Annotated in this window: 24 protein-coding genes and 2 pseudogenes; 19 read left to right on the forward strand and 7 right to left on the reverse strand. The window is 49.8% G+C overall.

What is annotated here, in order from left to right; genetic code table 11:
• The first annotated feature begins 150 nt into the window (after positions 1-150).
• The gene (gene fumC / locus ACQG1Y_RS10410; RefSeq protein WP_017693543.1) at positions 151-1,545 is read left to right on the forward strand and encodes a class II fumarate hydratase; all 1,395 of its coding nucleotides are present in this window, start codon (positions 151-153) and stop codon (positions 1,543-1,545) included.
• Here the strand turns inward: fumC and tus are convergent, their stop codons facing one another.
• The 4 genes from tus to xisR all read right to left on the reverse strand — a co-directional run bounded on the left by tus (position 1,546) and on the right by xisR (position 5,373).
• Positions 1,546-2,475 (reverse strand): DNA replication terminus site-binding protein, encoded by a 930-nt coding sequence (gene tus / locus ACQG1Y_RS10415; protein WP_045334107.1) that lies wholly within the window; start codon positions 2,473-2,475, stop codon positions 1,546-1,548. It abuts the gene before it with no gap.
• A 74-nt stretch (positions 2,476-2,549) separates the two neighbouring features.
• Entirely contained in the window at positions 2,550-3,848 is a 1,299-nt protein-coding gene (gene rstB, locus ACQG1Y_RS10420) for a two-component system sensor histidine kinase RstB (RefSeq protein ID WP_254309739.1), read from the reverse strand.
• A gap of 29 nt (positions 3,849-3,877) precedes the next feature.
• Positions 3,878-5,158: an Arm DNA-binding domain-containing protein gene (locus tag ACQG1Y_RS10425; RefSeq protein WP_368740528.1), complete on the reverse strand. Its 1,281-nt coding sequence runs from the start codon at positions 5,156-5,158 to the stop codon at positions 3,878-3,880.
• Entirely contained in the window at positions 5,158-5,373 is a 216-nt protein-coding gene (gene xisR / locus ACQG1Y_RS10430) for an excisionase family protein (protein WP_063659898.1), read from the reverse strand. The genes ACQG1Y_RS10425 and xisR overlap by 1 nt, the downstream gene beginning before the upstream one ends.
• On the opposite strand from xisR, the gene ACQG1Y_RS10435 reads away from it, so the two are divergent.
• The 4 genes and pseudogenes from ACQG1Y_RS10435 (at position 5,349) to ACQG1Y_RS10450 (ending at position 7,818) form a co-directional block, all read left to right on the forward strand.
• Positions 5,349-5,579: a transcriptional regulator gene (locus ACQG1Y_RS10435; RefSeq protein ID WP_407080888.1), complete on the forward strand. Its 231-nt coding sequence runs from the start codon at positions 5,349-5,351 to the stop codon at positions 5,577-5,579. The two genes, xisR and ACQG1Y_RS10435, sit on opposite strands and share 25 nt — an antisense overlap.
• Before the next feature lie 2 nt (positions 5,580-5,581).
• Positions 5,582-6,133 carry a toxin YdaT family protein gene (locus ACQG1Y_RS10440; RefSeq protein ID WP_252064884.1) on the forward strand — a complete coding sequence of 184 codons (552 nt, stop codon included), beginning with the start codon at positions 5,582-5,584 and terminating at the stop codon, positions 6,131-6,133.
• A gap of 84 nt (positions 6,134-6,217) precedes the next feature.
• Positions 6,218-7,135, forward strand: a pseudogene (locus tag ACQG1Y_RS10445) (replication protein).
• Positions 7,132-7,818 (forward strand): replication protein P, encoded by a 687-nt coding sequence (locus ACQG1Y_RS10450; RefSeq protein WP_368740529.1) that lies wholly within the window; start codon positions 7,132-7,134, stop codon positions 7,816-7,818. The pseudogene ACQG1Y_RS10445 and the gene ACQG1Y_RS10450 overlap by 4 nt, the downstream one beginning before the upstream one ends.
• A gap of 181 nt (positions 7,819-7,999) precedes the next feature.
• Here the strand turns inward: ACQG1Y_RS10450 and ACQG1Y_RS10455 are convergent, their stop codons facing one another.
• Positions 8,000-9,457 carry an amino acid permease gene (locus ACQG1Y_RS10455; RefSeq protein ID WP_368740530.1) on the reverse strand — a complete coding sequence of 486 codons (1,458 nt, stop codon included), beginning with the start codon at positions 9,455-9,457 and terminating at the stop codon, positions 8,000-8,002.
• A 94-nt stretch (positions 9,458-9,551) separates the two neighbouring features.
• A complete protein-coding gene (locus ACQG1Y_RS10460; protein WP_058689340.1) occupies positions 9,552-10,043 on the reverse strand; it encodes a GNAT family N-acetyltransferase in 492 nt (163 codons plus the stop codon).
• Positions 10,044-10,047: 4 nt separating this feature from the next.
• Here ACQG1Y_RS10460 and ACQG1Y_RS10465 point away from each other — a divergent pair, with 4 nt between their 5' ends.
• Positions 10,048-11,130: a LysR family transcriptional regulator gene (locus ACQG1Y_RS10465; protein WP_368740531.1), complete on the forward strand. Its 1,083-nt coding sequence runs from the start codon at positions 10,048-10,050 to the stop codon at positions 11,128-11,130.
• 414 nt (positions 11,131-11,544) lie between these two features.
• Positions 11,545-11,763 (forward strand): hypothetical protein, encoded by a 219-nt coding sequence (locus ACQG1Y_RS10470; protein ID WP_426736763.1) that lies wholly within the window; start codon positions 11,545-11,547, stop codon positions 11,761-11,763.
• A 344-nt stretch (positions 11,764-12,107) separates the two neighbouring features.
• On the opposite strand, the gene ACQG1Y_RS10475 is transcribed toward ACQG1Y_RS10470, so the two are convergent.
• The gene (locus tag ACQG1Y_RS10475) at positions 12,108-13,289 is read right to left on the reverse strand and encodes a diguanylate phosphodiesterase (RefSeq protein ID WP_368740532.1); all 1,182 of its coding nucleotides are present in this window, start codon (positions 13,287-13,289) and stop codon (positions 12,108-12,110) included.
• 489 nt (positions 13,290-13,778) lie between these two features.
• Here ACQG1Y_RS10475 and ACQG1Y_RS10480 point away from each other — a divergent pair, with 489 nt between their 5' ends.
• From ACQG1Y_RS10480 to ACQG1Y_RS10535, 12 genes and pseudogenes are all read left to right on the forward strand, one after another.
• Positions 13,779-14,228, forward strand: a complete 450-nt coding sequence (locus ACQG1Y_RS10480) for a VOC family protein (RefSeq protein ID WP_023296480.1) — start codon at positions 13,779-13,781, stop codon at positions 14,226-14,228.
• Between the two features lie 367 nt (positions 14,229-14,595).
• On the forward strand, positions 14,596-14,820 hold the full coding sequence (locus tag ACQG1Y_RS10485) for a DinI-like family protein (RefSeq protein WP_063413507.1): 225 nt from the start codon (positions 14,596-14,598) through the stop codon (positions 14,818-14,820).
• A gap of 388 nt (positions 14,821-15,208) precedes the next feature.
• Complete coding sequence (locus ACQG1Y_RS10490; RefSeq protein WP_063413506.1) at positions 15,209-15,811, forward strand: DUF1367 family protein; 603 nt, start codon at positions 15,209-15,211, stop codon at positions 15,809-15,811.
• Positions 15,811-16,017, forward strand: coding sequence for a hypothetical protein (locus tag ACQG1Y_RS10495; RefSeq protein WP_071591740.1), 207 nt, complete (start codon positions 15,811-15,813; stop codon positions 16,015-16,017). Before ACQG1Y_RS10490 ends, ACQG1Y_RS10495 begins: the two co-directional genes overlap by 1 nt.
• A 2-nt stretch (positions 16,018-16,019) precedes the next feature.
• Positions 16,020-16,382, forward strand: a complete 363-nt coding sequence (gene rusA, locus ACQG1Y_RS10500; protein WP_209783227.1) for a crossover junction endodeoxyribonuclease RusA — start codon at positions 16,020-16,022, stop codon at positions 16,380-16,382.
• A complete protein-coding gene (locus tag ACQG1Y_RS10505; RefSeq protein WP_368740533.1) occupies positions 16,379-17,212 on the forward strand; it encodes an antitermination protein in 834 nt (277 codons plus the stop codon). Before rusA ends, ACQG1Y_RS10505 begins: the two co-directional genes overlap by 4 nt.
• A 191-nt stretch (positions 17,213-17,403) precedes the next feature.
• Positions 17,404-17,595 (forward strand): hypothetical protein, encoded by a 192-nt coding sequence (locus tag ACQG1Y_RS10510; protein WP_328734716.1) that lies wholly within the window; start codon positions 17,404-17,406, stop codon positions 17,593-17,595.
• A gap of 788 nt (positions 17,596-18,383) precedes the next feature.
• A complete protein-coding gene (locus tag ACQG1Y_RS10515) occupies positions 18,384-18,770 on the forward strand; it encodes a phage holin family protein (protein WP_063659889.1) in 387 nt (128 codons plus the stop codon).
• On the forward strand, positions 18,757-19,038 hold the full coding sequence (locus tag ACQG1Y_RS10520) for a phage holin family protein (protein ID WP_368740534.1): 282 nt from the start codon (positions 18,757-18,759) through the stop codon (positions 19,036-19,038). The genes ACQG1Y_RS10515 and ACQG1Y_RS10520 overlap by 14 nt, the downstream gene beginning before the upstream one ends.
• Positions 19,038-19,667: pseudogene (locus ACQG1Y_RS10525) on the forward strand (glycoside hydrolase family 19 protein). The gene ACQG1Y_RS10520 and the pseudogene ACQG1Y_RS10525 overlap by 1 nt, the downstream one beginning before the upstream one ends.
• Positions 19,668-19,674: 7 nt before the next feature.
• Positions 19,675-19,950, forward strand: a complete 276-nt coding sequence (locus tag ACQG1Y_RS10530) for a hypothetical protein (protein ID WP_058689407.1) — start codon at positions 19,675-19,677, stop codon at positions 19,948-19,950.
• Between the two features lie 1,097 nt (positions 19,951-21,047).
• Positions 21,048-21,461, forward strand: coding sequence for an Ivy family c-type lysozyme inhibitor (locus ACQG1Y_RS10535; RefSeq protein WP_058689336.1), 414 nt, complete (start codon positions 21,048-21,050; stop codon positions 21,459-21,461).
• Positions 21,462-21,520: the final 59 nt, after the last annotated feature.

Below are 21,520 nucleotides of genomic sequence, written 5' to 3' on the forward strand. Positions count from 1 at the left end.
CCCGGCCTGCATTCTCGTAGGTCGGGTAAGGCGCAGCCGCCACCCGACATCAAAAAGAGCGCACAAAGCGCCATAACGTTTCTCAGAAGTCATCAATACTAATCTCTTAAGCATGTGAGCAATCCCATCTTTGTTATCAAGGAGTAAGTAATGACAATGCATCGCCGCGAGAAAGACTCCATGGGCGCCATCGACGTCCCGGCCGACAAGCTATGGGGCGCACAAACTCAGCGTTCGCTGGAGCATTTCCGCATTTCGACAGAGAAAATGCCCGTCTCGCTAATCCAGGCGCTGGCGTTGACCAAACGCGCTGCCGCCAAAGTCAATCAGGATCTGGGCCTGCTGGATGCCGATAAAGCCACCGCCATCATCAATGCCGCCGACGAAGTGCTGGCGGGCAAACATCCCGACGAATTCCCCCTTGCCATCTGGCAGACCGGCTCAGGCACCCAGAGCAACATGAACATGAACGAGGTGCTGGCGAACCGCGCAAGCGAGCTTCTTGGCGGCGTGCGCGGCATGGAGCGCAAGGTCCACCCGAACGATGACGTGAACAAAAGCCAGAGTTCCAACGACGTGTTCCCGACGGCCATGCACGTGGCGGCCGTCATCGCAATCCGCGAGCAGCTTATCCCGCAGCTCAACGTGCTTAAATCTACGCTTAACGAGAAAGCGCAGGCCTTCCGCGACATCGTTAAAATTGGTCGTACGCACCTTCAGGACGCCACGCCGCTGACGCTCGGCCAGGAGATCTCCGGCTGGGTGGCGATGCTGGAGCACAATCTTAAGCATATCGACAACAGCCTGCCGCATCTGGCGGAGCTGGCGCTCGGCGGGACGGCGGTGGGTACCGGGTTAAACACCCATCCCGAGTACGCGGTGCGCGTGGCCGAAGAGCTGGCGAAGATCACCGGGCAGCCGTTTGTTACCGCTCCGAATAAATTCGAAGCGCTGGCGACCTGTGATGCGCTGGTGCATACCCATGGCGCGCTGAAAGGGCTGGCGGCCTCGCTGATGAAAATTGCCAACGACGTGCGCTGGCTGGCCTCCGGCCCGCGCTGCGGCATCGGCGAAATCAGCATTCCGGAAAACGAGCCGGGCAGCTCCATTATGCCGGGTAAAGTGAACCCGACCCAGTGCGAAGCCATGACCATGCTGTGCTGTCAGGTGATGGGTAATGACGTGGCGGTTAACATGGGCGGCGCGTCGGGTAACTTCGAGCTTAACGTCTATCGCCCGATGGTGATCCACAACGTACTGCAATCGATTCGTCTGCTGGCCGATGGCATGGAGAGCTTTAACGAGCACTGCGCGGTGGGCATTGAGCCTAATCGCGAGCGAATCAGCCAGCTGCTGAATGAGTCTCTGATGCTGGTAACGGCGCTGAACACCCATATTGGTTATGACAAAGCGGCCGAAATCGCTAAAAAAGCGCACAAAGAGGGGCTTACCCTGAAAGCCTCTGCGCTGGCGCTGGGCTACCTGACGGACGCCGAGTTTGATGCCTGGGTCCGCCCGGAAGCGATGGTGGGCAGCCTCAGATAATCACTGCGCCACATACAGGTGCAGCCGCGGAATAATCAGCTGTAGCGGCTGCGCCTGGGGTTTATAGCGATGCTGAACGTTTTCAGCATCGTAATTCAGCAGTTCCCCGATATCCGGCATCACCGCACCCTGATCGGCATCGTAGAGCGCAATCAGCGGCGTCGGGCAGGCGTATTGCACCTGCTTTTGTTGTCCGGCGTACCAGACGCGGGCGATAGGCTGTACCTTCACCGGACGCTTTATTTTAAGACGGGTATCAGCTGGCAGGGAGGCAATGCTGTGGTACTCCTGCTCCAGCCGTTCAATCCACTGTTCCCGCGACCACGGGGCGACCGTTCGCGGCGATTTCAGGCTTTTCTCCAGCTGAGCCAGGATCTCATCGCGCGTGAAATTTTTAATGATGTGCTTGTTGGCCCAGCCGAAGCGCAGCGTGGCGGGGTGGCGCAGTACCGTCAGCGTGCGGTAAGCATTCAGGGTGATCAGCCCCGGAAGCTGGCGATGCACCCATTCAAAACGGGCAGCCGGCGCCAGCCCGGACTCAACGGTTACAATCTTCTCAAAGGCGGCTTTCAGCGTATTGATATGCGTAATCTGCGCCTCAATTCCTTCACGCGTTGCGGCATCCGTTTGCAGGCAGATGACGCCGGGCAGGCGAACGGCGGCCTTACTGCTGCGATTTTCGGACTGCTGCTGGATGAAAAGGCGACGAAAGTGCTGCAACGTCATTTCCAGCGCCGCCTTGCCAATATGCTGCGTCACCTCAATGGTGTTCAGCGGGTCGTGCTCGGCGCCTTTCACCACCTCGGGCAGAGAAAAGACGCGGGCGGCCAGCAGGCGGCAGTCCTGAAGTTGCCCCGTGAGGGTCAGTAACGCCTGCTCTATTTCCCGAAATGTGGTGTTAAGCCTTTCGATGAGATCGTAAGTTGCCATGACAGCCCTTAATTAGTTACAACATACTACTGATATAGCATAACACGCAGGGTCAGGCCAGCGTGCGGTTTAGGTCAGGCAGGTACGGGAAGGGAAAGATTGTGATAGATCGGCCAGCTAAAGACGAACCGGGCCCCACCCAGCTCGCTCGCTTCGCAGCGAACCGAACCGCCCATCGCCTGGGCAATAGAACGGACAATAGCCAGCCCCAGACCACAGCCGCCGGTAGCCCGGTCGCGGCTGGGATCGAGGCGCACAAACGGCTCAAAAACTTTTTCACGCTCCGCCGGCTCAATGCCGGGGCCATCGTCTTCCACACACAGAATCGCCTGGCTTCCCTGCAAATCTAAACCTATGCGCAGCGTCGTTTCGCTGTAGCGCATGGCGTTGTTCATCAGATTATCCAGCACGCGTTCCATCAGGCGCATGTCCAGTGCGCCGTACGCGCCGGGGGTAATGGCTGTCAGCAGTTTTCGCTGAGGGTTAACGCTCTGCACATCGTTAATATGCGTCTGTAGCCAGACGGGGAGATCCGGTGTACTGAGGTGCAACTCCGTCTGAGGCCGATCGAGGCGGGCATAGGTCAGCAGCTCTTCAATCAGCGCTTCAAGCTGGCCAATATCCCGATTGAGCGCCTGCGATTCCGCCCCGGTGAGGTTCTCGCTCATCTCCAGGCGATAACGCAGGCGTACCAGCGGAGTGCGCAGTTCATGCGCAATGCCGTCGATCAGCTGCTTCTTGCTGGCAATCAGGGCGTTGATGTTATCGGCCATCTGGTTGAAGGCAATACCGAGCCGGTCAAAACTGGAACCGCTGTCGAAATGTATGCGTTCAGTTAAATGACCCTCCCCAAAACGCTGTGCGGCGGATTCCAGTTTCAGCATGTCCTGCCAGTGCGGTCGCATCCAGATGAACACAGGGAAAGCGAGCGAGATGGCAATAAAGCCCAGCAGGGCGAGATCCAGCAGGCGCATCTGGTGCAGATAATAGAGATAGGGCACTGGCCCGACGGCCAGAACATAATGGCTGCGCGGAATACGCTGAATGAAGGTATATTTCTCGTCCAGTGCGACGATGTCTCCGTCGCGCAGACGCTGCATCGCAGGCGGCGCTAAGTCAAAATCCTTCATGGGTTCGATACGCAAATCAAACGACAGATTCAGATCCAGCTCTTTTAACGTGCGCGCCCAGTCATGAGGAGGAATTTCTCGCAGCTCGCTACGCATCAGGTAGAGCGAGCTTTTCATCAGATCGTCCAGAGATTGCCTGCCCGCGCGCTCTGCGGTGAATTTGTAGACCAGCCCGACCAGCATGGTCATCACCAGAAAGCAGACAAACAGCAGGAGATAAAACTGCACAAACAGCTTTTTCATTAAATATCACCGGAAAATCAAGCAATTAACTATTTTGTTTTTAGCTTCAGGGGCACTATGGGGGCATTAGCATATCCGCCAAAGCGCTGATTCAAAAATGATACCTGATCGCTATCGAGAGCATTTATCCACGCAGAGTATACATGGAAGACCATCTCTGCATTCTCATGACCCATCTGATTCGCTATAAAAGCAGGATTAGCACCTGCCGACAACATCCAGCACGCGTATGTATGACGCAACTGATAGGGGCGTCTGCGGCGAATGCCCGATCGTCTTACCGTAATATCCCATAGTGACACAATAGAACTAACTGAATAGTAGGCTGCCTGCTTGCCTTTCTGAGGTCGAGGCATAAACACAAAGTGCAGTTTCTGCGTTTCCGTTTTACCGAACTCCCGGTGATGAAAAGTGATTGGTACCTTAGGGGCACTCCCGGTAAGTTCCTTTTGAGCTCGCAAAGCCTCCAGTGCCGGCTCCAGTAACTTTATCGTCCGGTATCCTGCTTCGGTTTTAGGTGGTCCAAACAATCCTTCCTGAGTAAGATTGCGCGCAATGTTAGCTTCGCCGGAGTTAAGATCGATATCATCCCAGGCAAGAGCGCAAAGCTCACCGGGCCGAACGCCGGTGTAAGCAAAAAATTGCCACATGTTTTTTTGCTGAGCCGGAGCAGTCTCTTTCAACTGCTCAAACTCATGCCTCAGAAGCGGGGCTGGTTTTGTTTGACCTTTGCGAAGCCTTTTTATCCCGACATATGGTTGATATGAAATGATTTTATTTTTAACAGCATAGTCGAGGATTTGTCGCAGGATGGCCAGATAATAATCTACCGTTCTAACGGCGCGGCCAGTTTTATTTCTCCTCTTTTCGGGAGCATAGTTAGTCTCGCCAGTCAGTAATTCCTTTCTCCAGCCCAGAATGTCGCTGCTGGTGATAGATGCAACCAGCGTTTCTGGGCCAATTAGTTTTGTTAACGTTCTTACAGCTATCCCATAGCTTCTTGTGGCATTGGGGGAGAGATCGATTTTATGGTTTTCGTGCCAGGTTGATGCAAGTTCTGCGAACGTCGTAATATTTTTAGATGCATAAAACTTTGCTGCTACCTTTGACTCCGGAAACACGCCCCGGTAGTCAAAAGTGCCCAACTGAATCTCGCTTACAATTTTGGCCCTTAGATTCCCGGCTTTTTTGAGATTCGAAGCATTTACTATCCATCCTTTCAATGTTTCTCGGCATCTAACGCCCTGAAAGTTGAAACTTATTCGTATCTTATTGTTGTGGATCTCAACACCCGTTGGCATTGCAGCCATTATGCCTCCTTCACAAACCTGTTAATGTTTGGGATGTTGTACCAGACAAGTCCTCGCTCTTCGGGGCAGCTTCCATCCAATGGGATTCTCTTAAAATGAACACCTTCTACCCAGGAGGTTTGGCGATAGCTTTTAATCTGACGATCTGTAAGGCCTGTCTTCTCTTTTAGTTTTGAAGCAACGCCCCATTCTGAATCGTAAATTACCTGCGACATTGTTCACCTCAGGTAGCGCAGCAAAACTAGCCGCGCTTCTATCAACTAGCAATATGAATGTGAGCCATTGGCGAAACCGGAACAAAGGGCGAGTTCCACAAAATCGTGTGCTTTCCATTTATTACGCTACGGGTGTTACTCCCCACGAACTGCGCCCAGATCTCTACCCGAACCCAACTGATGGTTTACCTAAACAGGAGCCTTAACAATGCAAACTGTTTCATTTCAACAGAGTAGCAGAGCTTCCTCTAATCGACTGATATTCCCGTGTCATCAAAGCGAGCCGGCAGCGCAGGATGTAGAACATCGCAATGTATGCTCAGCTGTTCGCGCCTGGGCTGCGGCAGAAGGGCGCATAGCTGTCGCTCTTCAGATCCAAGAGGCGGCAGAAGAACTTCAGCTTAATGGCGTGGACTTCTCAGGCCAGGCCGATGTCTGGAACGTGAAGCTGTTCCGCTGGCTCGACAACAAAGAAGACTCCGCATCGTACCGAAAAAACGTCGAACAGCTGGTGCCAGCGATCATGTCCGTATTACCGCTTCGATACCGCGACCGTGTCGTAAAGAACGACTCGTTTGCCTACCGGATGGCCAGGTTGGAAAAGGAAGTGAGTGAGGCGAAGCAAGCTCTGATGCTCGATGCACCGAAGAAGGAAAAGCTTAAGGAGTTAGGCGAGGGGATTTTCGAAATGTTCAGAGTCGATCCGGATCTTACAGCGCCGCTGCTGGCGATGGTTACAACCATGTTGGGGGCGATATGAAGACTTCAGAAAAGGCGAAAGCCGCGGTGCTCGAACACCAACGGCTTTCAGGTGCAAAAACGGAGTGTAATTGCGGAGCTAAGTATGTCAAACACAGCTGAAATTATCAATTTCCCCCACAGAACCGAACAACCGGGAGGTCGTATGGCCGACCTGTCGAACGGGTATACCAAGGTCGCTAACGAGATCCAACAGCTTAAGCCTCGTCTGAGAATGTCAGGCCAGGAATGGCAGTGTTTTGAGGCGGTGATATGGCTTACCTACGGCTGGAACAAGAAGCAGGACCGCGTTACGAACACGGTGATCGCCGAGCTTACAGGGCTGAGTGATTCGCATGTTTCTGATGCGCTCAAATCGCTCGCTGAACGCAAAATTATCTTTAGTCAGAAGCAGGGCGTGATGAAAACGGTCGGTATAAATACTGACCTTTCTGCTTGGATTTTAGACAAACCGAAAACGGGAAAAGTCTTCCCGAAATCGGGAAAAGTGTTACCGAAAACGGGAAAAACCTTCCCGGAAACGGTAGACACCCAAGACTATAACAAGAACAATAATAAAATATCCTCGTCTCGGAATTCTGACGAATCCCGAAACCAGAAAACTTGAAAGTTTCTCTCACGCCGTCCAGAAGCTGCCGACGGGATATACACCCCGGCAGGTAAATCATGGGGATCCGCTGATGACCGCAAGGCCGCTCGCTGGATTTACGACAGGCTTCTCACCGTCAACGCATCGCTTTCCGAACCCAACTGGGCTGAATGGGCAAATACCATCAGGCTGATGCGTGTCCAGGACAAGCGCACGCACTACGAAATTTGTGACCTGTTCCAGTGGGCCAACCGGGACGAGTTCTGGAAAGACAACATCCTGAGCCCTTCGAGTCTGCGCAAACAGTGGGATCAGCTCACTACCAAGCGGCTGCGTGCAACCGGAACGGCAAAACCTTCCCGGGGCAGCATCGACCTGCATAACACCGACTGGATTGACGGGGTGCTGGAATGAAAAACCTTGCCGAGAGCATTTGCGATTTTGACCGGGAACAGGCACGCCGTGTGGCACACAACATGCCTGAGCAGTACACCGAACGCGAACAAATGCAGCAAGTGGCGCAGATTATCAACGGGCTGTTCGTACAGCTGGCGGCCGCGTTTCCGGCAAGCCTGGTTAATCGCAGCCAGGAAGACGTGAACGAGATTCGCCGGCAATGGGTGCTGGCCTTCAAAGAAAACGGGATCACCACTCTGGAGCAGGTTGAAGCCGGCATGCGCATGGTGCGGCGCCAGGATCGTCCATTCCTGCCTTCGCCAGGCCAGTTCATCAAGTGGTGCAGGGAAGGGCGCAGCGTGCTGGGGATCACCACTGCTGACGTGATGGCTGAATACTGGAAGTGGCGCAAGCTGGTGTTTCGTTACCCGAGCAGCGAGCAGTACCCATGGCCGAAGCCGGTTTATTATCACATCTGTCTAGAGCTGCGGCGCCGCGGAACTGATGGCCAGCTGAGCCACAAAGAACTAGAGCGCGAAGCCAGCGACATTCTTGATATGTGGGAAAGGCGGGTGCTGGCCGGTAAGCCGATCCCGCCGGTTCGTCGTGCGTTGGCAGCTCCAGTGGATCCGAAGGGCCCAACGCCTGCGGAACTGCTCAAAGCGAAGTATGAGCGGATGAAAGCCGATGGGAGGGCGTAGGGATTAAATAGTCCGCTTTGAGCGAGGAGCGGACATTGATTAAATCACAGGAAAGCTACCTGACCAGAGAGAATGGCCAGGGGAGCTAACGATGAGCGCTATTAAGTTGACACTGCTGTTGTCGGGCTGTCCTGAGCCTGCCTCAAATAGTGTTCAACATTGATTACAGTAGATATAATCGTTACTCCTGCTTATCAAAACGCATCTCGTCATATCTTATCCAGCTACTACGGGTGGTCATTTTATAGCCCGTCCATAACACCAGAAATATCGGAATACCAATATAGGTGGAGGCAACACCGTACCAGTCGATGTTATCCTGAAGAAACGCCTTGTAATTCTGACCAAGTGTGACTGCCAGGCAAAGTAAGAAGGCAAAGATAGTCCCCGCCGGGAAAAACGCTGAACGATAAGGCAGTTCGTTAATATCATGGCCCTGCTGTACATACCCACGTCGAAAACGGTAGTGGCTGACCGCAATCCCTAGCCAGGCAATAAAGCCAGTCATTCCCGTCATGTTCAGCAACCACATATAGACAGATGCGTTATCGAACATTGACGATAAAAAGCACAACGCCGATACCATGACTGTTGCCAGCAAGGCAAACAGCGGCACACCATTGCGCGTCAGGCGGGAAAAGAACGCTGGTGCTTTTCCCTCACGCGCGAGGTGAAAGAGCATGCGGGTTGAAGCATACAGCCCGGAGTTACCTGCTGAGACCACGGAGGTTAGGATCACCGCATTCATGATCGCCGCGGCGGATAATAACCCAGCATTTCGGAATACCAGTGTAAACGGGCTCATGCTGACGTTATCCACATCCGATTGCAGCAGGTGCGGATCGGTATAAGGCACAATCAGGCTGATCACCAGAATTGCAAAAACGTAGAACAGCAAAATTCGCCAGAAAACCTTACGCATGGCTCGCGGAATAGCTTTCTCCGGCTCATGCGCCTCACCTGCAGCAATACCTATTAATTCTGTCCCCTGGAAAGAAACACCAACAATCATTGCCACGCCAATCATACTAAATATATTGCCAGCAAATGGCCCGGCAGCCGTTTGCCAGTTATGCAGCCCGGCGTCAGGCGCACCGCGCAGAATGCCGGTAATCATCAGTAATCCCAGCGTGATGAAGATCACCACCGTGGCGACCTTAATGAGAGAGAACCAGTATTCCGCCTCGCCAAATCCTCTGACCGACAGCGCATTCAGCAGGAATATCAGCATCAGAAAGCCTGCGCTCCAGATCCAGCCTGAAATCTCCGGAAACCAATACCCCATTACCAGTTGCGCGGCGACGAGATCCACCGCTGTAGCGACGGCCCAACTGAACCAGTAATTCCATCCCAGAGCGAAGCCAAAGCCTTCATCAACAAAGCGTGCGCCATAGACGGCAAACGCACCGGAAACCGGCATGAATGCAGCAAGCTCTCCGAGGCCGGTCATGATGAAATAGACCATAAGACCGATGACGATATACGACAGCAGAGCACCAGCGGGACCCGCCTGAGCGATGGCCGCGCCGGAAGCCAGAAACAGGCCAGTACCAATAGAGCCACCGATAGCGATCATCGAAAGATGGCGTGTACGCAGGGTACGCTTAAGCGCCTGCGGAGCAGTTTGAGTATTTTGCATAGAAAAACGTCTGATGGTGGGGCGCTGGCAAACAAAACGGGCTGTCAGCGCAAACCGGAGATGGGCAGAAAAAAGTCGTGTCTGAATCGCTAAATCAGAGCGTCATCATCATTTCATGCCAGGCCATTCCACCGTGGTCTGATTCTGACGGTTTGATGTACTGGTAACCAAAATGGGCGTACAGATCGACGTGGCGATCTTTGCACATTAGGTGAATAGTTTTTTTGTTCATTGCTTTCATGCGTCCCACAAATTCACGCATCAGTAATGACGAATATCCTTTGCCCTGATAGTCCGGATGCAGAACGACAGACATAATCACGGCATTGGGCGCATCCGGATCGTGACCTACCAGTTCTTTGAACTCTTCGTCGGACATCACGACTTCCCACGCACAACCCGCATTAATGAAACCAATAACATCACCGTTTAGCTCCATGCAGAGGAAACCTTCCGGGTAGCGTTTAATGCGGGTGGCAATTTTCTCGCGCGTTGCGGCTTCATCCCCTTCGTAAGATGTAATTTCAATATCATAGCAACGAACAACATCGGCAGCAGTGGCCTGACGGAATACAGGGGTAGACATAGTTTTGCCTCTTCAGATTTATTTTGTTGGAAATATACTAGCTTTTTTTTATCCTGATTTCGCTGCATTTTATGCAATGCTTAAATGTACAATGTTCATTTTTGCTGTTTTAAATATTACCCGGAAAAGAAGAATCATGATGTCAACGTTACGCAAGATCGATCTGAATTTATTGCTTATATTCGATTCTCTTTATCGGCATGGAAGCGTGACGGAGGCTGCCAACGAACTGGCACTAAGCCCCTCCGCACTGAGTCATGCGCTCAATCGCTTACGTACATCACTGGACGATCCCTTATTCGTGCGCACCGGTGGAAGCATGGTGCCTACGTCAAAAGCTGAAAGCATTGCTGCCAGTATTTCTGCTGCGCTGGGTGGTCTCTCGTCCTGCCTGCATGAGCCAGAACACTTTGAGCCAGAAAAAAGTCGGGAGAGTTATACCTTTGCCGCCACAGACTACACTGCCGCGGTGATCCTGCCAGGCTTGATCGCGAGGGTTAACAGCCTTGCGCCGGGCATTAGCATTAAGCTTATCTACTCACGCGATTTTAACGCCGACGAAGATTTGCTTTCCGGAAAAGTTGATTTTGCGCTTGGCTATGAAGAAGAGCAGAAAGCCCCACGGCGCGGTATTGATTCCATTACCTGCTTTACTGATGATTACGTGGTTGCAGTGCGACGCGGCCATCCTGATATCCATGATGCCCTTACCCATGAGCGTTATCTGAGTGCCGGCCACGTGGTGGTGCGACCATGGCTGGAATCCCGGGGGGTTATCGACCGTTATCTGGAAAGCCAGCAGGTCCGTCGCCGGATCGTTGTTGAACTGCCAAGCCTGATGATTGCCCCGATCATTGTTTCAAATACCGATCTGGTTATCACGCTTCCCAGGCGGGGTATCTCATCGGTTTTTGATATGAAAAATCTGGTGGTGTTTGCTCCCCCGTTCCCGACCCCACAGTACATTCTGAAAGCCTATTACAGCCCGGCACTCGGTAACTCGCCAAGGCATGTATGGATGAGGGAGCAAATTTTGCAGGTTTGCGATTCACAAAACCCGGTTATGCCAGTAAATGCAGTCGATTGAGCCTCTGGCGCAGATAATTGATTAGGTCATCTGTATTGCCCCAGGCTGACTAACAGTTATGTGAATGCCTGTCACCGTCAAGCAGTGAGATTTAATATTTCTCACGCCGTTGCTGAGTATCAGGAGTAGCGGTAGTTGGACAACGAAATTGCCGGACGTCCGCCTATGGCACAAAGCCGACATTCCAGCCTGTGAATGTCCGTAGAAACTACCTTCACGTGATAAGCCGCTTCGGGTAATGACGAGGCGCTTTTGTGACATGCTGGAAAACCAACTTAGATGTTCCCTGAAAGCCCGGTTACCCTGGCTAAACGACCCTTAGAAATTTCTAAGGCGAAATAGTTACATAAGTCTTGTTCACGTGTGTTATAACCGAGTTACAAATCGCCACCACTGGCGGTAAAGAGGCATCTCATGAAACTGCGCATCACAAGAGCAATCGGCCTCAGCAAGTTCTCGCCACGTTGGGTTAAGGTTATCTGTTTACGATTGACTAAAAACGATACTGAGCGCTCCCTCAACGCACTTGTGGCCACAATTGATGAATCTGAGCTCTCTTCGGAGCGAGTCAAAGCATTAAGGGAATGCGTTGAGATAATTAACATCGCAAGGGGAAAGAGAATGAAAGCGTGAGCACTTCTGATAAAAGGTAAGCCAATACTGTATAGGCGCGGCAGCGTTTGCTGCCCAAGTATAGCTTACCGGTCGGTACCAGCTGAGCTATAAAAGCCAAATATGACTGGATTAAAACTGGTAGGAGGGTATAGGAATTAACTGTTTCTTCGTAAGCGAAATTGAGGCCTAATATCTAAGCCTGCTCGGTTTACCGCATTTTAGCTGAGTACTGAAGCATTGCCTTTGCACCCGCCGGGCCCGCTGACTTTTCACTATATATTAGTTTATCCGCTTCCAGCTTGACACCTATCGATTATGACTGCGTTAAGCCTATGAAAAAGTAATAAGTCTACAAGTTCTTTTTAACATTCTATGAATTCATTAGATTCTGGCCAGAAGATCTTCAAATATCCATTTTTATCATATTTTGAAAAAAGATTGCCCTGGAAGCAAAATATCCCAGCGGATTCAAGCCACATCCATTCTTCTGGTTGTTCGACACCTGTAGCACAAATCCTTATCTCTAAAAGTTCGCCGCAACGTATTAAACTTTGCAGTATCGCCTGCTTAGAACCGTCCTTATGTATATTATGGATTAGTTGAGGGTGTATTTTGAGCTTCTCAGGCTGAAATTTCGAACGAAACAATAAACCTGCATTTCCCACACCAAAGTCATTAATAGCAACGCTTAAACCGCAGCTTTTGAGAATCTGCACGGAATGCGCGAACTCATCAATTTCAGGGATTATTTCGCTCTCAGAAAACTCAACTATAACTTGTTCTGGGTGTAAGTTACTTTCTCTGATGTAATTGAGCAAAATCTCAATCGCATTCGGCACCCTAAGTAAGGTTAAAGGCAGGAGTGTTATTGATACTCGTTGTGAAGAGGTAATGAAACTCCCTGCAATTTTTAACAAATCTTTCTTCGATTCCAAATCAAAAAATAAATTATTGGCTTTTATAACGTCTTTATCTGATTTAGCATTCAAGACAAAAGAATGAATCTGGGCAGCGAGAGGGTCTATAACTGCATACATGTCTTCGATAATAGCGGGATCAACCGATGATACATCTATTTGATCGGATGAAAAAAACCAACTGAACCTATCAGGAAGTTCATAATAGCTATCTGTCTCAGCAGAATCTATAAATGTACGGAAAAACCTTAAAGCTCTGTCGTTGTAAAGCATTTTATGTTGGGTTGTTCCACGTTGAAGAACCCTGTCCAGACACTCTTCTTTACTGAATAGTCTTATATCAATCAATTCCATGCCTGAGCGGCCAAATCGTCGATAGGGGGCATAATCGGATAAGAGTTCTACAATGTTAAAGTGAAGTGTATCTAGGCAAATCTTTTCATAGATTTGCATTACAGCTGCTTCATCACCTTCCAGAAGCTGTAGGAAATGAATCCCATTGAAAAGTAAAACACCAGTTACCCCCGCACATTCATTTCGGGAATTTGCTTCACTGACCATGTCAATAATGGATTGAATTGGTGTATCAGCTCGCAGGTGGCTTCGGTAGATGAGAGTGGTAAGCATAGTTGCACACTTTAAAGGATTTCCTTCTAAAGTAGCATACGAAAGGTCAGTTAGGGCTAGTTAACTGAAAAATTTACAAAAACGAGTACGGTAACGTTAAAATTGTCCATGAAGAGTAAAATGCTCCACAAAAAAAACCACTAAATTAACGTGGTTTAATCCTACGAGAAATGCACGATTCTACAACGTAAATTCGCTTGGTATGCACACGTGACAAAGTAAAAATTGATTCTAAGATTGTGGTAGTAAAAATTATCACATGGAGGTTCTAATGGTTTTCATTGTGGCTTTAACTTTATCTCTTCTTCTTTGCGTAGCGGGCCTTATCTTCATTTTGCTGGAGTTAGTTAGCATAGGCTGCAACCCTGAACGACATTGAACGATACGTGCAAGAAATCCAGCAATAGCATTGATTGAAAAGGCCCTTGACCTCAAGTTAGCTTGAGCTTTTAAGATGGCGATTTTCGATATAGTCCAAGGGTTAGCCTAATGAAAGAGATTGATGTCGGTTTTACGCACGTTGCGTTTGTTGTTAGAGATTTGGAAAAAAGTATTGATTTCTACAGCCGTTATGCTGGTATGGAAGTCGTACATAGGCGAGAGCCTGATCTTCCGGAGGCACGTAAAGTCGCGTGGTTAAGTGACCTAACTCGCCCTTTTGCGCTTGTCCTTGTCCAGGTTGATGCTGTGACTGACACCCCTTTAGGTAATTTTGGTCACTTGGGAGTAGCTTGTTCAAGCATTGAAGAAATCGACAATAAGGTAGCGATGGCTAGAATGGAAGGCATCTTGCGAAAAGAACCGGCTCAGGCAGGCGAACCGGTAGGTTATTATGTCTTCTTCGCTGATCCTGATGGCAATACACTTGAACTTTCTTATGGTCAGAAAGTCGGGATCGAGGCTTTACGTCAGGATGATAGAGTGCCTGCATCTCAGTGAATTTCGATAATCGGTTGGATCACATTACGCTTTGGTAATGCTTCATGTCGTTTCAGAGCTTGCTGACTAATTTTTTCTCAATAACAGCAAGCTCCATAATAGCCTTTCCGAATTTTCATTTTATTAATTTCACCTCAAAACCAAATTCTTGTAGCGAAACTGCACAAAACTCCACTTAAAGCTATTCAACATAACTATTGATTTTTGACGACCAAATCCGAGATTCCTCCCATATCGTCCATAAAACAGATACCTACAAGCCTGCAAGCGCTCCGTCGTCCTAACACTCATTAATCGTTGCAAAATCCGTGAGATACGTTTATAAATGCACTGTATATGCATACAGTTGTTCATTGCGGATGGAAAAATGAAAATCGAGTTATCCATTGATCGCATGAAGAAACTTCCTGATAGGGCTATACCTGCACTTGAGTCAAAACTGCTCGAAAGACTCAGTAAGCAGTTCGATGATTACCAGCTTACGATTAAGCGTGCCGGCAATGATGGGTTGGCTGTTTTCGGTGGCGACAAGAAAGAGGTCGAACACAACGTGCAGAAGAACTGGAAAAGCGCGGACGAGTGGTTTTATTAATCGCGTGAATTTGACTGGAGCAGTTTCAAAGAGTATCGCTGTTTGCGTTCCCCTGGCTGTTCCCGATTACTGTTTGCCGCGTCAATAAGTCGCTCTGGGGGAAATAGTGTGTAGTGCAGATGCCTTTAATGCAGATGATCAATGGTACGACGTGGTCAGAAGAGCCGATAAAGCAGTTATCTATAGCTTCCCGGCGGAAGGGAGATATCTGGTTTATCGAGTAAATGGAATAGTTTCATTACGACCCTTACTCGAAGAGGAAGAAATCTTCACTCTTAACGGGTTTATGCAATTTGCAAAACGGCTTGGGTACCGAATTACACCACCGTCTGATATCATTCTTTCATAGGCCTGAACACCCTATACCTGATGCGCCACGGAGAGAACCATGGCGCTGGAATTTCAACTTATCAAACACCATTCAGGAATACTGATCCCGGCCACACCCGAGACCAGTGATATCCTGCAATCCAAAACCCGGCTCGGCGATGTTCTTGTTGCCGAGTTCAGGCGACTACGAAACCCGGCATTCCACCGGCGATTTTTCGCGCTTCTCAATCTCGGTTTTGAATACTGGGAACCAATCGGCGGGGCTATCTCGAGTAACGAGCGGAAGCTAATCACCGGCTACGCAAAGTTCCTGGCTTCTTATGGCGGGAATGAGAACGCGCTGATCGATGCTGCTGAGCAGTATCTGGAGCAAGTCGCATACCGCCGGGTCACGAATGGAATTAGCCTGTGCAAGTCCTTCGATGCTTACCGCTCATGGGTAATCGTCGAGGCAGGGCACTTTGATGCTATTCAGCTACCTGACGGCACACTCAAAAAGCATCCACGTAGCATCTCATTCGCCAACATGGACGAACTCGAGTTCCAGCAACTTTATAAAGCTGCGCTCGATGTTCTTTGGCGCTGGGTCCTGTCTCGTTCATTCCGCAGTCGCGATGAGGCCGAAAATGTCGCCGCGCAGCTGCTTGGCTTTGCGGGGTGATGGGCATGCAACATTCATGGTTCCATCATACCGAATGCAGCACCGAACAGGCCGACGAACTGGTTAAGCGTTACAGAGCGCGCGGTGTGAGAGTGGAGCGCAGCCTTAACCAGGATTACGTGACCTGGACTGTCAGTGCATTACTTCCGACCTCACATACACCAGCGCGCCCGGATAGCCGCTGGCGAAACCGGATGTGGGGGTGAACGTGAAGACATACCAAATCACTTTACCTTGGCCGCCGAGCAATAACCGATATTACCGGCACAACCGCGGGCGTACGCATATTAGTGCTGATGGCGTCGCTTACCGCTATGCGGTCGCAAGTGTCATTCGAAGCGCCCGGCTTAATATCCGGACGGCCGCACCACTCAAAATCCGAATTGAATGTCACATGCCCGACCGCCGGCGCCGCGATCTGGATAACCTCCAAAAAGCTGCATTCGACGCTTTAACTAAGGCGGGATTATGGCTGGATGATTGCCAGGTAGTCGACTATCGCGTTGTGAAGATGCCTGTCGTTAAGGGCGGGAAATTAGAACTCACCATTACCGAGCTGGAGACCGCATGAATCTTGAAAATACCCTCAAATATCACTTCGCCAAATCGACAATGATTAGCGACTCTCCGCGTGCTACTGCGTCAGACTCATTAACCGGAACAGATATTATGGCCGCTATGGGCATGACGCAGGAACGGGCCGCCATGGGTTATAGCGCTTTTCTCGGGAAGATGGGGATCAGCAATACTGACCGGAAGAGGGCGATTGAGCTGTTGGCTCAGTACGCGCTGACTAAGTGCGATCGGGTTGCGGCATTACGGAAGCTTGATGCAGAGATTAAACCAATGGTGATGCACCAACTGGCCACCATCGCGTTCGAGGATTATTCCCGCAGCGCCGCCAGCGTGAAGCAGTGCGATGTCTGCAATGGGGAAGGGTTTGTTGACGCTGAGGTTTTCAGCACGAAGTCTCACACTCCGGCAAAAGAGAAGAAGTTCGTGAAGATGTCCTTGCTCATGGGCGTCGATGATGTTCGACCTTCTGAGTTCGAGATTCGCAGACAGGTCAGGGAGATAGCGCGCGTTCTGTGCCCTCAGTGTAAGGGCAAGAAGGTAGTAAGTTGTGCCTGTAGAGATTGCCATGGTCGCGGAAAAGCCATTAATCAGGTTCTTACTGAACAGCGGGGCGTTCCGATTTTAGCTGATTGCAAGCGCTGCGGCGGACGTGGATATGAACGTATCCCCTCAACTGAGGCTTACGCTGCGGTGTGTCAGATAACGGATACAATCAGCCTGGATACCTGGAAGAAGTCTGTTAAGCCCTTTTACGATCAGCTAATCACCAAATTTGACATCGAAGAAGCATGGGCCGATGCGCAATTGAAGCAGATAACAAAATAGGGCGTTATTTTATCGTGAGCTATTTACTTTTCCCGAATCTGTGGTAATTTTGCTCTAACGATGGGTTATTGCCTTCGTTTAAAGCCCTGCGGTTAACCCCGTAGGGCTTTTTGCTTTATAGCAATTTAAGAATTACTAAAACCATACAACCCCGTAGTAACTTCTAATTTCCCAGCCATGCTGGTGGGAAAATGGAAGAGGGTTGCTACTGGCTACAGCACAACGGCAAAATTCAGGTAACCTACTACACCGATGGTGTAACCGATGACCTTGAAACGGGCCAGTTGATAACTGGTGTCTGGCATCTGACGCAGAGAGAGGACATTTGCCACAACGGAGAGGCAGAGGTGATTGAAGGCCTTCTGCCTGTACCATTTAAATGAATATATTCATCTGATTACGTGGCAGATTCTTCATACTGCACATATGCTTTTTAAGCATCCTGAGTAATGGATGTTTCTGAAAGCATTTTTGTGGTGGATCCCCCTAAGCGGAGGGGCGATTCAGCAGGACATTTCTCCGGAGTGTCCAACCAGCGCGCGGAAATGAATGCTGTGATCATTTCCACCGGGAGGCACCCGGCACCACTCCCTCAGTTATTGCCAACTTAGCTATTTATGCCTGCTTTTCCGAGCAGGCTTTTTTTTCATTTATTAATCATCCATTGACCAGATGAATGTTTCTTGTTTTAGTTTTGAATGTGGTGAATCCCATCTAAGCGATGGGGCGTCTGGTTAACTGCTATGTGCAGGTATGCACGCGACTTTGACGACCAGAGATAAGTCACCGGGAGGCACCCGGCGCCACATCCTCAAAAAAACGTTTTGTCGACCACCAGGTTCTGAATCGTCATATACACTTCTAAATGAAACAATTTAAGAGGTGAATTATGAAAGAGGGATATTATTGGATTAGACACAATGACTGTGTCCAGATCGCCTACTTTTCGCACGGTAAAACTGAAGATATGGTTACAGGAAAAATAATCAGAGGCGTCTGGCATCTAACTCGTGGCTACGATCTTTGCCATAACGGTGAAGCGGTCGTTCTGGAAGGCCCCATATCCCCACCTTTATGAACATAATTTGAAGAACACAGGCTGCCTCAGGGTGGCCTTTTTTATTTCCCTTCAAATTTACTGAGAGGATTCACAGCAATATGAGGGGGGGCGATGTCCGATCCATTTTCCGGCACGGGGCTGGCCGGTTTAACTTTGACTGGAGCCAGTGTCTACGGTCTATTGACCGGAACTGACTACGGTGTTGTTTTTGGTGCATTTGCGGGCGCCGTATTTTACATAGCGACAGCGGCTGACCTGAGTGTGTTACGTCGCCTGGCATACTTCTTCGTGTCGTATATCGTCGGCATTCTTTGTTCGGGGCTATTGGGTTCAAAACTCACATCCTGGACGGGGTACACCGAGAAGCCTCTGGATGCTATCGGTGCCGTAGTAGCTTCTGCGTTAGCCGTTCAAATCCTTACGTTCCTGAACAAGCAGGACATCGGCTCGCTGGTGGCGCTGATAACGCGCCGGGGAGGTTCGGGTGGTACTAAATGACCCAACAGCAACTATCAACGCGCTGCTCTGCGCCGGTGTTGTGATTACTCTGATGTTTTATCGCCGTGGCGATTCGCGGCATCGGCCATGGATTTCGCGTTTAGCCTGGCTGATTACCGTCACATACAGCGCTGTACCGCTGGCGTACCTGTGTGGGATTTACCCGCATTTATCATGGGCCACCATTGCGGCAAACATCATATTCCTTTCCGTGCTGGTGGCCGTCAAAGGCAACGTTGCACGTCTGGTTGATCATCTGAGGCACTAATGAATCAAACACAATTTCAGAAGGCGGCTGGTATCAGCGCCGGGTTAGCTGCGCGCTGGTTTCCGCATATCGACGCCGCTATGAAGTAGTACGGCATAACCACACCGCATGATCAGGCGATGTTTATTGCCCAGATGGGGCACGAAAGCACAAGATTTACCCGGCTGGTGGAGAGCCTGAATTACGCGGTTGAAAACCTGGTGCCGACGTTCGGCAGCCACCGCATCACATCTCAGCAAGCCGCTGCACTTGGCAGAACGACAACGCAACCGGCAAACCAGAAAGCGATCGCTAATCTGGTATACGGTGGTGAGTGGGGAAAAGAACACCTGGGCAATCAGGTTGACGGTGATGGATGGAAATATCGCGGTCGCGGGCTGAAACAGGTTACTGGTCTGAGTAACTATCGCAGTTGTGGCCAGGCGTTGAAACTGGACCTTGTAACCCACCCGGAACTGCTTGAAGAGGATGAATACGCCGCGCGCTCAGCCGCATGGTTCTATGCCTCCCGCGGTTGCCTTCTTCATTCCGGCGACGTTGAGCGCGTGACACTGTTAATCAATGGCGGCCGCAACGGGCTGGAAAAACGCCGTGCATTGTTTAACCTGGCGAAATCAGTTCTGGTATGAGGTGAGTGTGGGTATCGAGACAATAATCGGGCTGGCCGCACTGGTCATTTCCGCTATCGCCGGCGCTTTTGGTCTGGGCCATATTCGCGGCACCAGCAAAGCAGAAGCTAAAGCCGACCAGCAGCGAACCGAAGATAACGCAGCGGCAATGGTCGCAGCAGCCGAACGCAGGGTAGAAACAACGAAAGAGGCCAGCAATGTACATCAGACTGTTAATCATATGCCTGGCGACGATGTTGATCGCGAGCTGCGTAACGAATGGAAGCGTCCCGGTGGTGGTTGATACCGGTTGTGATTGGGTGAAGCCAATCTTCCTGACGGATCAAGACATCGACGTTCTGGACCGCCAGACGAAGAAAGACATCCTGGCGCATAACAAAGCATGGAAAGCAAATTGCGGGAGAAATTGAGCCTCATCCCTGAGGTTCGGACACCGTCTCTCCTCTGGACTTTAACCGTAGCAAATATTGAGGACTCCATAATACGAATGGACAATTCTTAGGGGGGAGATAATTAAATGGCAGGGAAAAGCTTGAACAAATCAGGGTGGCTCATCCTTGAGCACACGGGTAGTCCTGAACGACGACTTTATCTGACATAGCAAAGTCTGTGTAAGTGTCTAGAAAACAATGAGTATTTATCAAGGCGGGAAAGGAAAAAAAGTTCCTTCCGAAATGAAATCCTGCAATTCGGAAGGTAGACCAAATGGCCATCATTACAAGGAGCTTGGACTTTAAAGCAAAGCGTCAGATAAGTATCGGGCATAAGAAGAAATGTTTTAGTGCGTGATTTTTAATGGGGGATTAATAACTTGCGTGATAGTTTTTTGTCGCGATTTTGATAATTCAGTCATAGATTGCATAAAACTAAAATTTTGTACTAGATTCGTATTACACAGGTGAATCGATACTTTTGCTATTTGGCTGAATCCCCCTCTGCGGCGGGGCAAGCAGTCGCTGTTGCACGTAACGTTTGCGGATTTGTAGACTGTGGCAAATTCACCGGGAGGCACCCGGCATCTGAATGCAGAACTAAAGGAATAGATTAAACGTCGAGCTGAGTGTGAAGTGCTATTTTATTACTGCTAGACCCAGCCAGTTCTGTCCGAGCTGGCTTTTTTTTCAAAAAAAAGCCCTCTCAGGGAGGGCTACAGGAGTCTCAGTTTCGTTGCTCTTTTTATTGATGTTCTCCGGAGTTGGCATTCTCCGCATCAGAGTCCTTAATAGCCTGGCAAACAGTCAGTATTCAACAAGCACAAGCGGTAAAGATTAGGATAAATTTGGGATAGGAAGTAATTTCGAATAGTCTGGCTAACTATAGGGCTGGCATAGTAGCTGCTAAAGTATAGAGTTGAGATGTCTTTATGGAATGAGGATTAACATGAAAGGTAAAATGATTATCGCTGTTATGGCTTTTGTTTCTTTCGGTGCTCTTGCCGACGAGGGGCAGTATCTTTCTGACTTCGCTAGTGCAAAAAGCACCTCTAAGAGCTACTCCGAGCTAATCAGCAAAAACAAGCTACCCGCATGGGTAAAGAGTGGCGGCACGAGCACACCATCAACCGAAGTTACAGTTGCAGGGAAAAAGTATATTGCTCTGTCTGGATGTAAACCTCATAGCTGTCCTGAACAAAATATCGCTGTTCTTTACTCACCTGATAATCGTGAAATCCATGGCGTTTTTTCTGATTTTAATGCAGAAAAAAATCGTGAGACATTGACCTGGCTAAACCTGGATCCGATTGACTCTGGTGCTTTGAAAAATGCGCTTTTCAATCGCCTTTACGGTAATTGATACTCTCTAGCTTCAAACTGCATGTTAGCAGTTTGAAGCTAACAAACACTTAGCTCTTG

The sequence above is a fragment of the Enterobacter cloacae complex sp. 397G4 genome (genome assembly GCF_050031515.1).
Lineage (GTDB): Bacteria > Pseudomonadota > Gammaproteobacteria > Enterobacterales > Enterobacteriaceae > Enterobacter > Enterobacter hormaechei_C.

Bases quoted from the DNA above. Each gene is read 5' to 3' on its own strand.
- ACQG1Y_RS10425 (WP_368740528.1), bottom strand. From the start codon at position 5,158: ATGGCTGCAATGCCAACGGGTGTTGAGATCCACAACAATAAGATACGA.
- ACQG1Y_RS10450 (WP_368740529.1), top strand. From the start codon at position 7,132: ATGAAAAACCTTGCCGAGAGCATTTGCGATTTTGACCGGGAACAGGCA.
- ACQG1Y_RS10460 (WP_058689340.1), bottom strand. From the start codon at position 10,043: ATGTCTACCCCTGTATTCCGTCAGGCCACTGCTGCCGATGTTGTTCGT.
- ACQG1Y_RS10515 (WP_063659889.1), top strand. From the start codon at position 18,384: ATGTCCGATCCATTTTCCGGCACGGGGCTGGCCGGTTTAACTTTGACT.
- ACQG1Y_RS10490 (WP_063413506.1), top strand. From the start codon at position 15,209: ATGGCGCTGGAATTTCAACTTATCAAACACCATTCAGGAATACTGATC.
- ACQG1Y_RS10505 (WP_368740533.1), top strand. From the start codon at position 16,379: ATGAATCTTGAAAATACCCTCAAATATCACTTCGCCAAATCGACAATG.
- ACQG1Y_RS10455 (WP_368740530.1), bottom strand. From the start codon at position 9,457: ATGCAAAATACTCAAACTGCTCCGCAGGCGCTTAAGCGTACCCTGCGT.
- ACQG1Y_RS10480 (WP_023296480.1), top strand. From the start codon at position 13,779: ATGAAAGAGATTGATGTCGGTTTTACGCACGTTGCGTTTGTTGTTAGA.
- ACQG1Y_RS10485 (WP_063413507.1), top strand. From the start codon at position 14,596: ATGAAAATCGAGTTATCCATTGATCGCATGAAGAAACTTCCTGATAGG.
- ACQG1Y_RS10475 (WP_368740532.1), bottom strand. From the start codon at position 13,289: ATGCTTACCACTCTCATCTACCGAAGCCACCTGCGAGCTGATACACCA.
- ACQG1Y_RS10495 (WP_071591740.1), top strand. From the start codon at position 15,811: ATGGGCATGCAACATTCATGGTTCCATCATACCGAATGCAGCACCGAA.
- tus (WP_045334107.1), bottom strand. From the start codon at position 2,475: ATGGCAACTTACGATCTCATCGAAAGGCTTAACACCACATTTCGGGAA.
- ACQG1Y_RS10440 (WP_252064884.1), top strand. From the start codon at position 5,582: ATGCAAACTGTTTCATTTCAACAGAGTAGCAGAGCTTCCTCTAATCGA.
- ACQG1Y_RS10510 (WP_328734716.1), top strand. From the start codon at position 17,404: ATGGAAGAGGGTTGCTACTGGCTACAGCACAACGGCAAAATTCAGGTA.
- ACQG1Y_RS10470 (WP_426736763.1), top strand. From the start codon at position 11,545: ATGAAACTGCGCATCACAAGAGCAATCGGCCTCAGCAAGTTCTCGCCA.
- ACQG1Y_RS10535 (WP_058689336.1), top strand. From the start codon at position 21,048: ATGAAAGGTAAAATGATTATCGCTGTTATGGCTTTTGTTTCTTTCGGT.
- fumC (WP_017693543.1), top strand. From the start codon at position 151: ATGACAATGCATCGCCGCGAGAAAGACTCCATGGGCGCCATCGACGTC.
- rstB (WP_254309739.1), bottom strand. From the start codon at position 3,848: ATGAAAAAGCTGTTTGTGCAGTTTTATCTCCTGCTGTTTGTCTGCTTT.
- xisR (WP_063659898.1), bottom strand. From the start codon at position 5,373: ATGTCGCAGGTAATTTACGATTCAGAATGGGGCGTTGCTTCAAAACTA.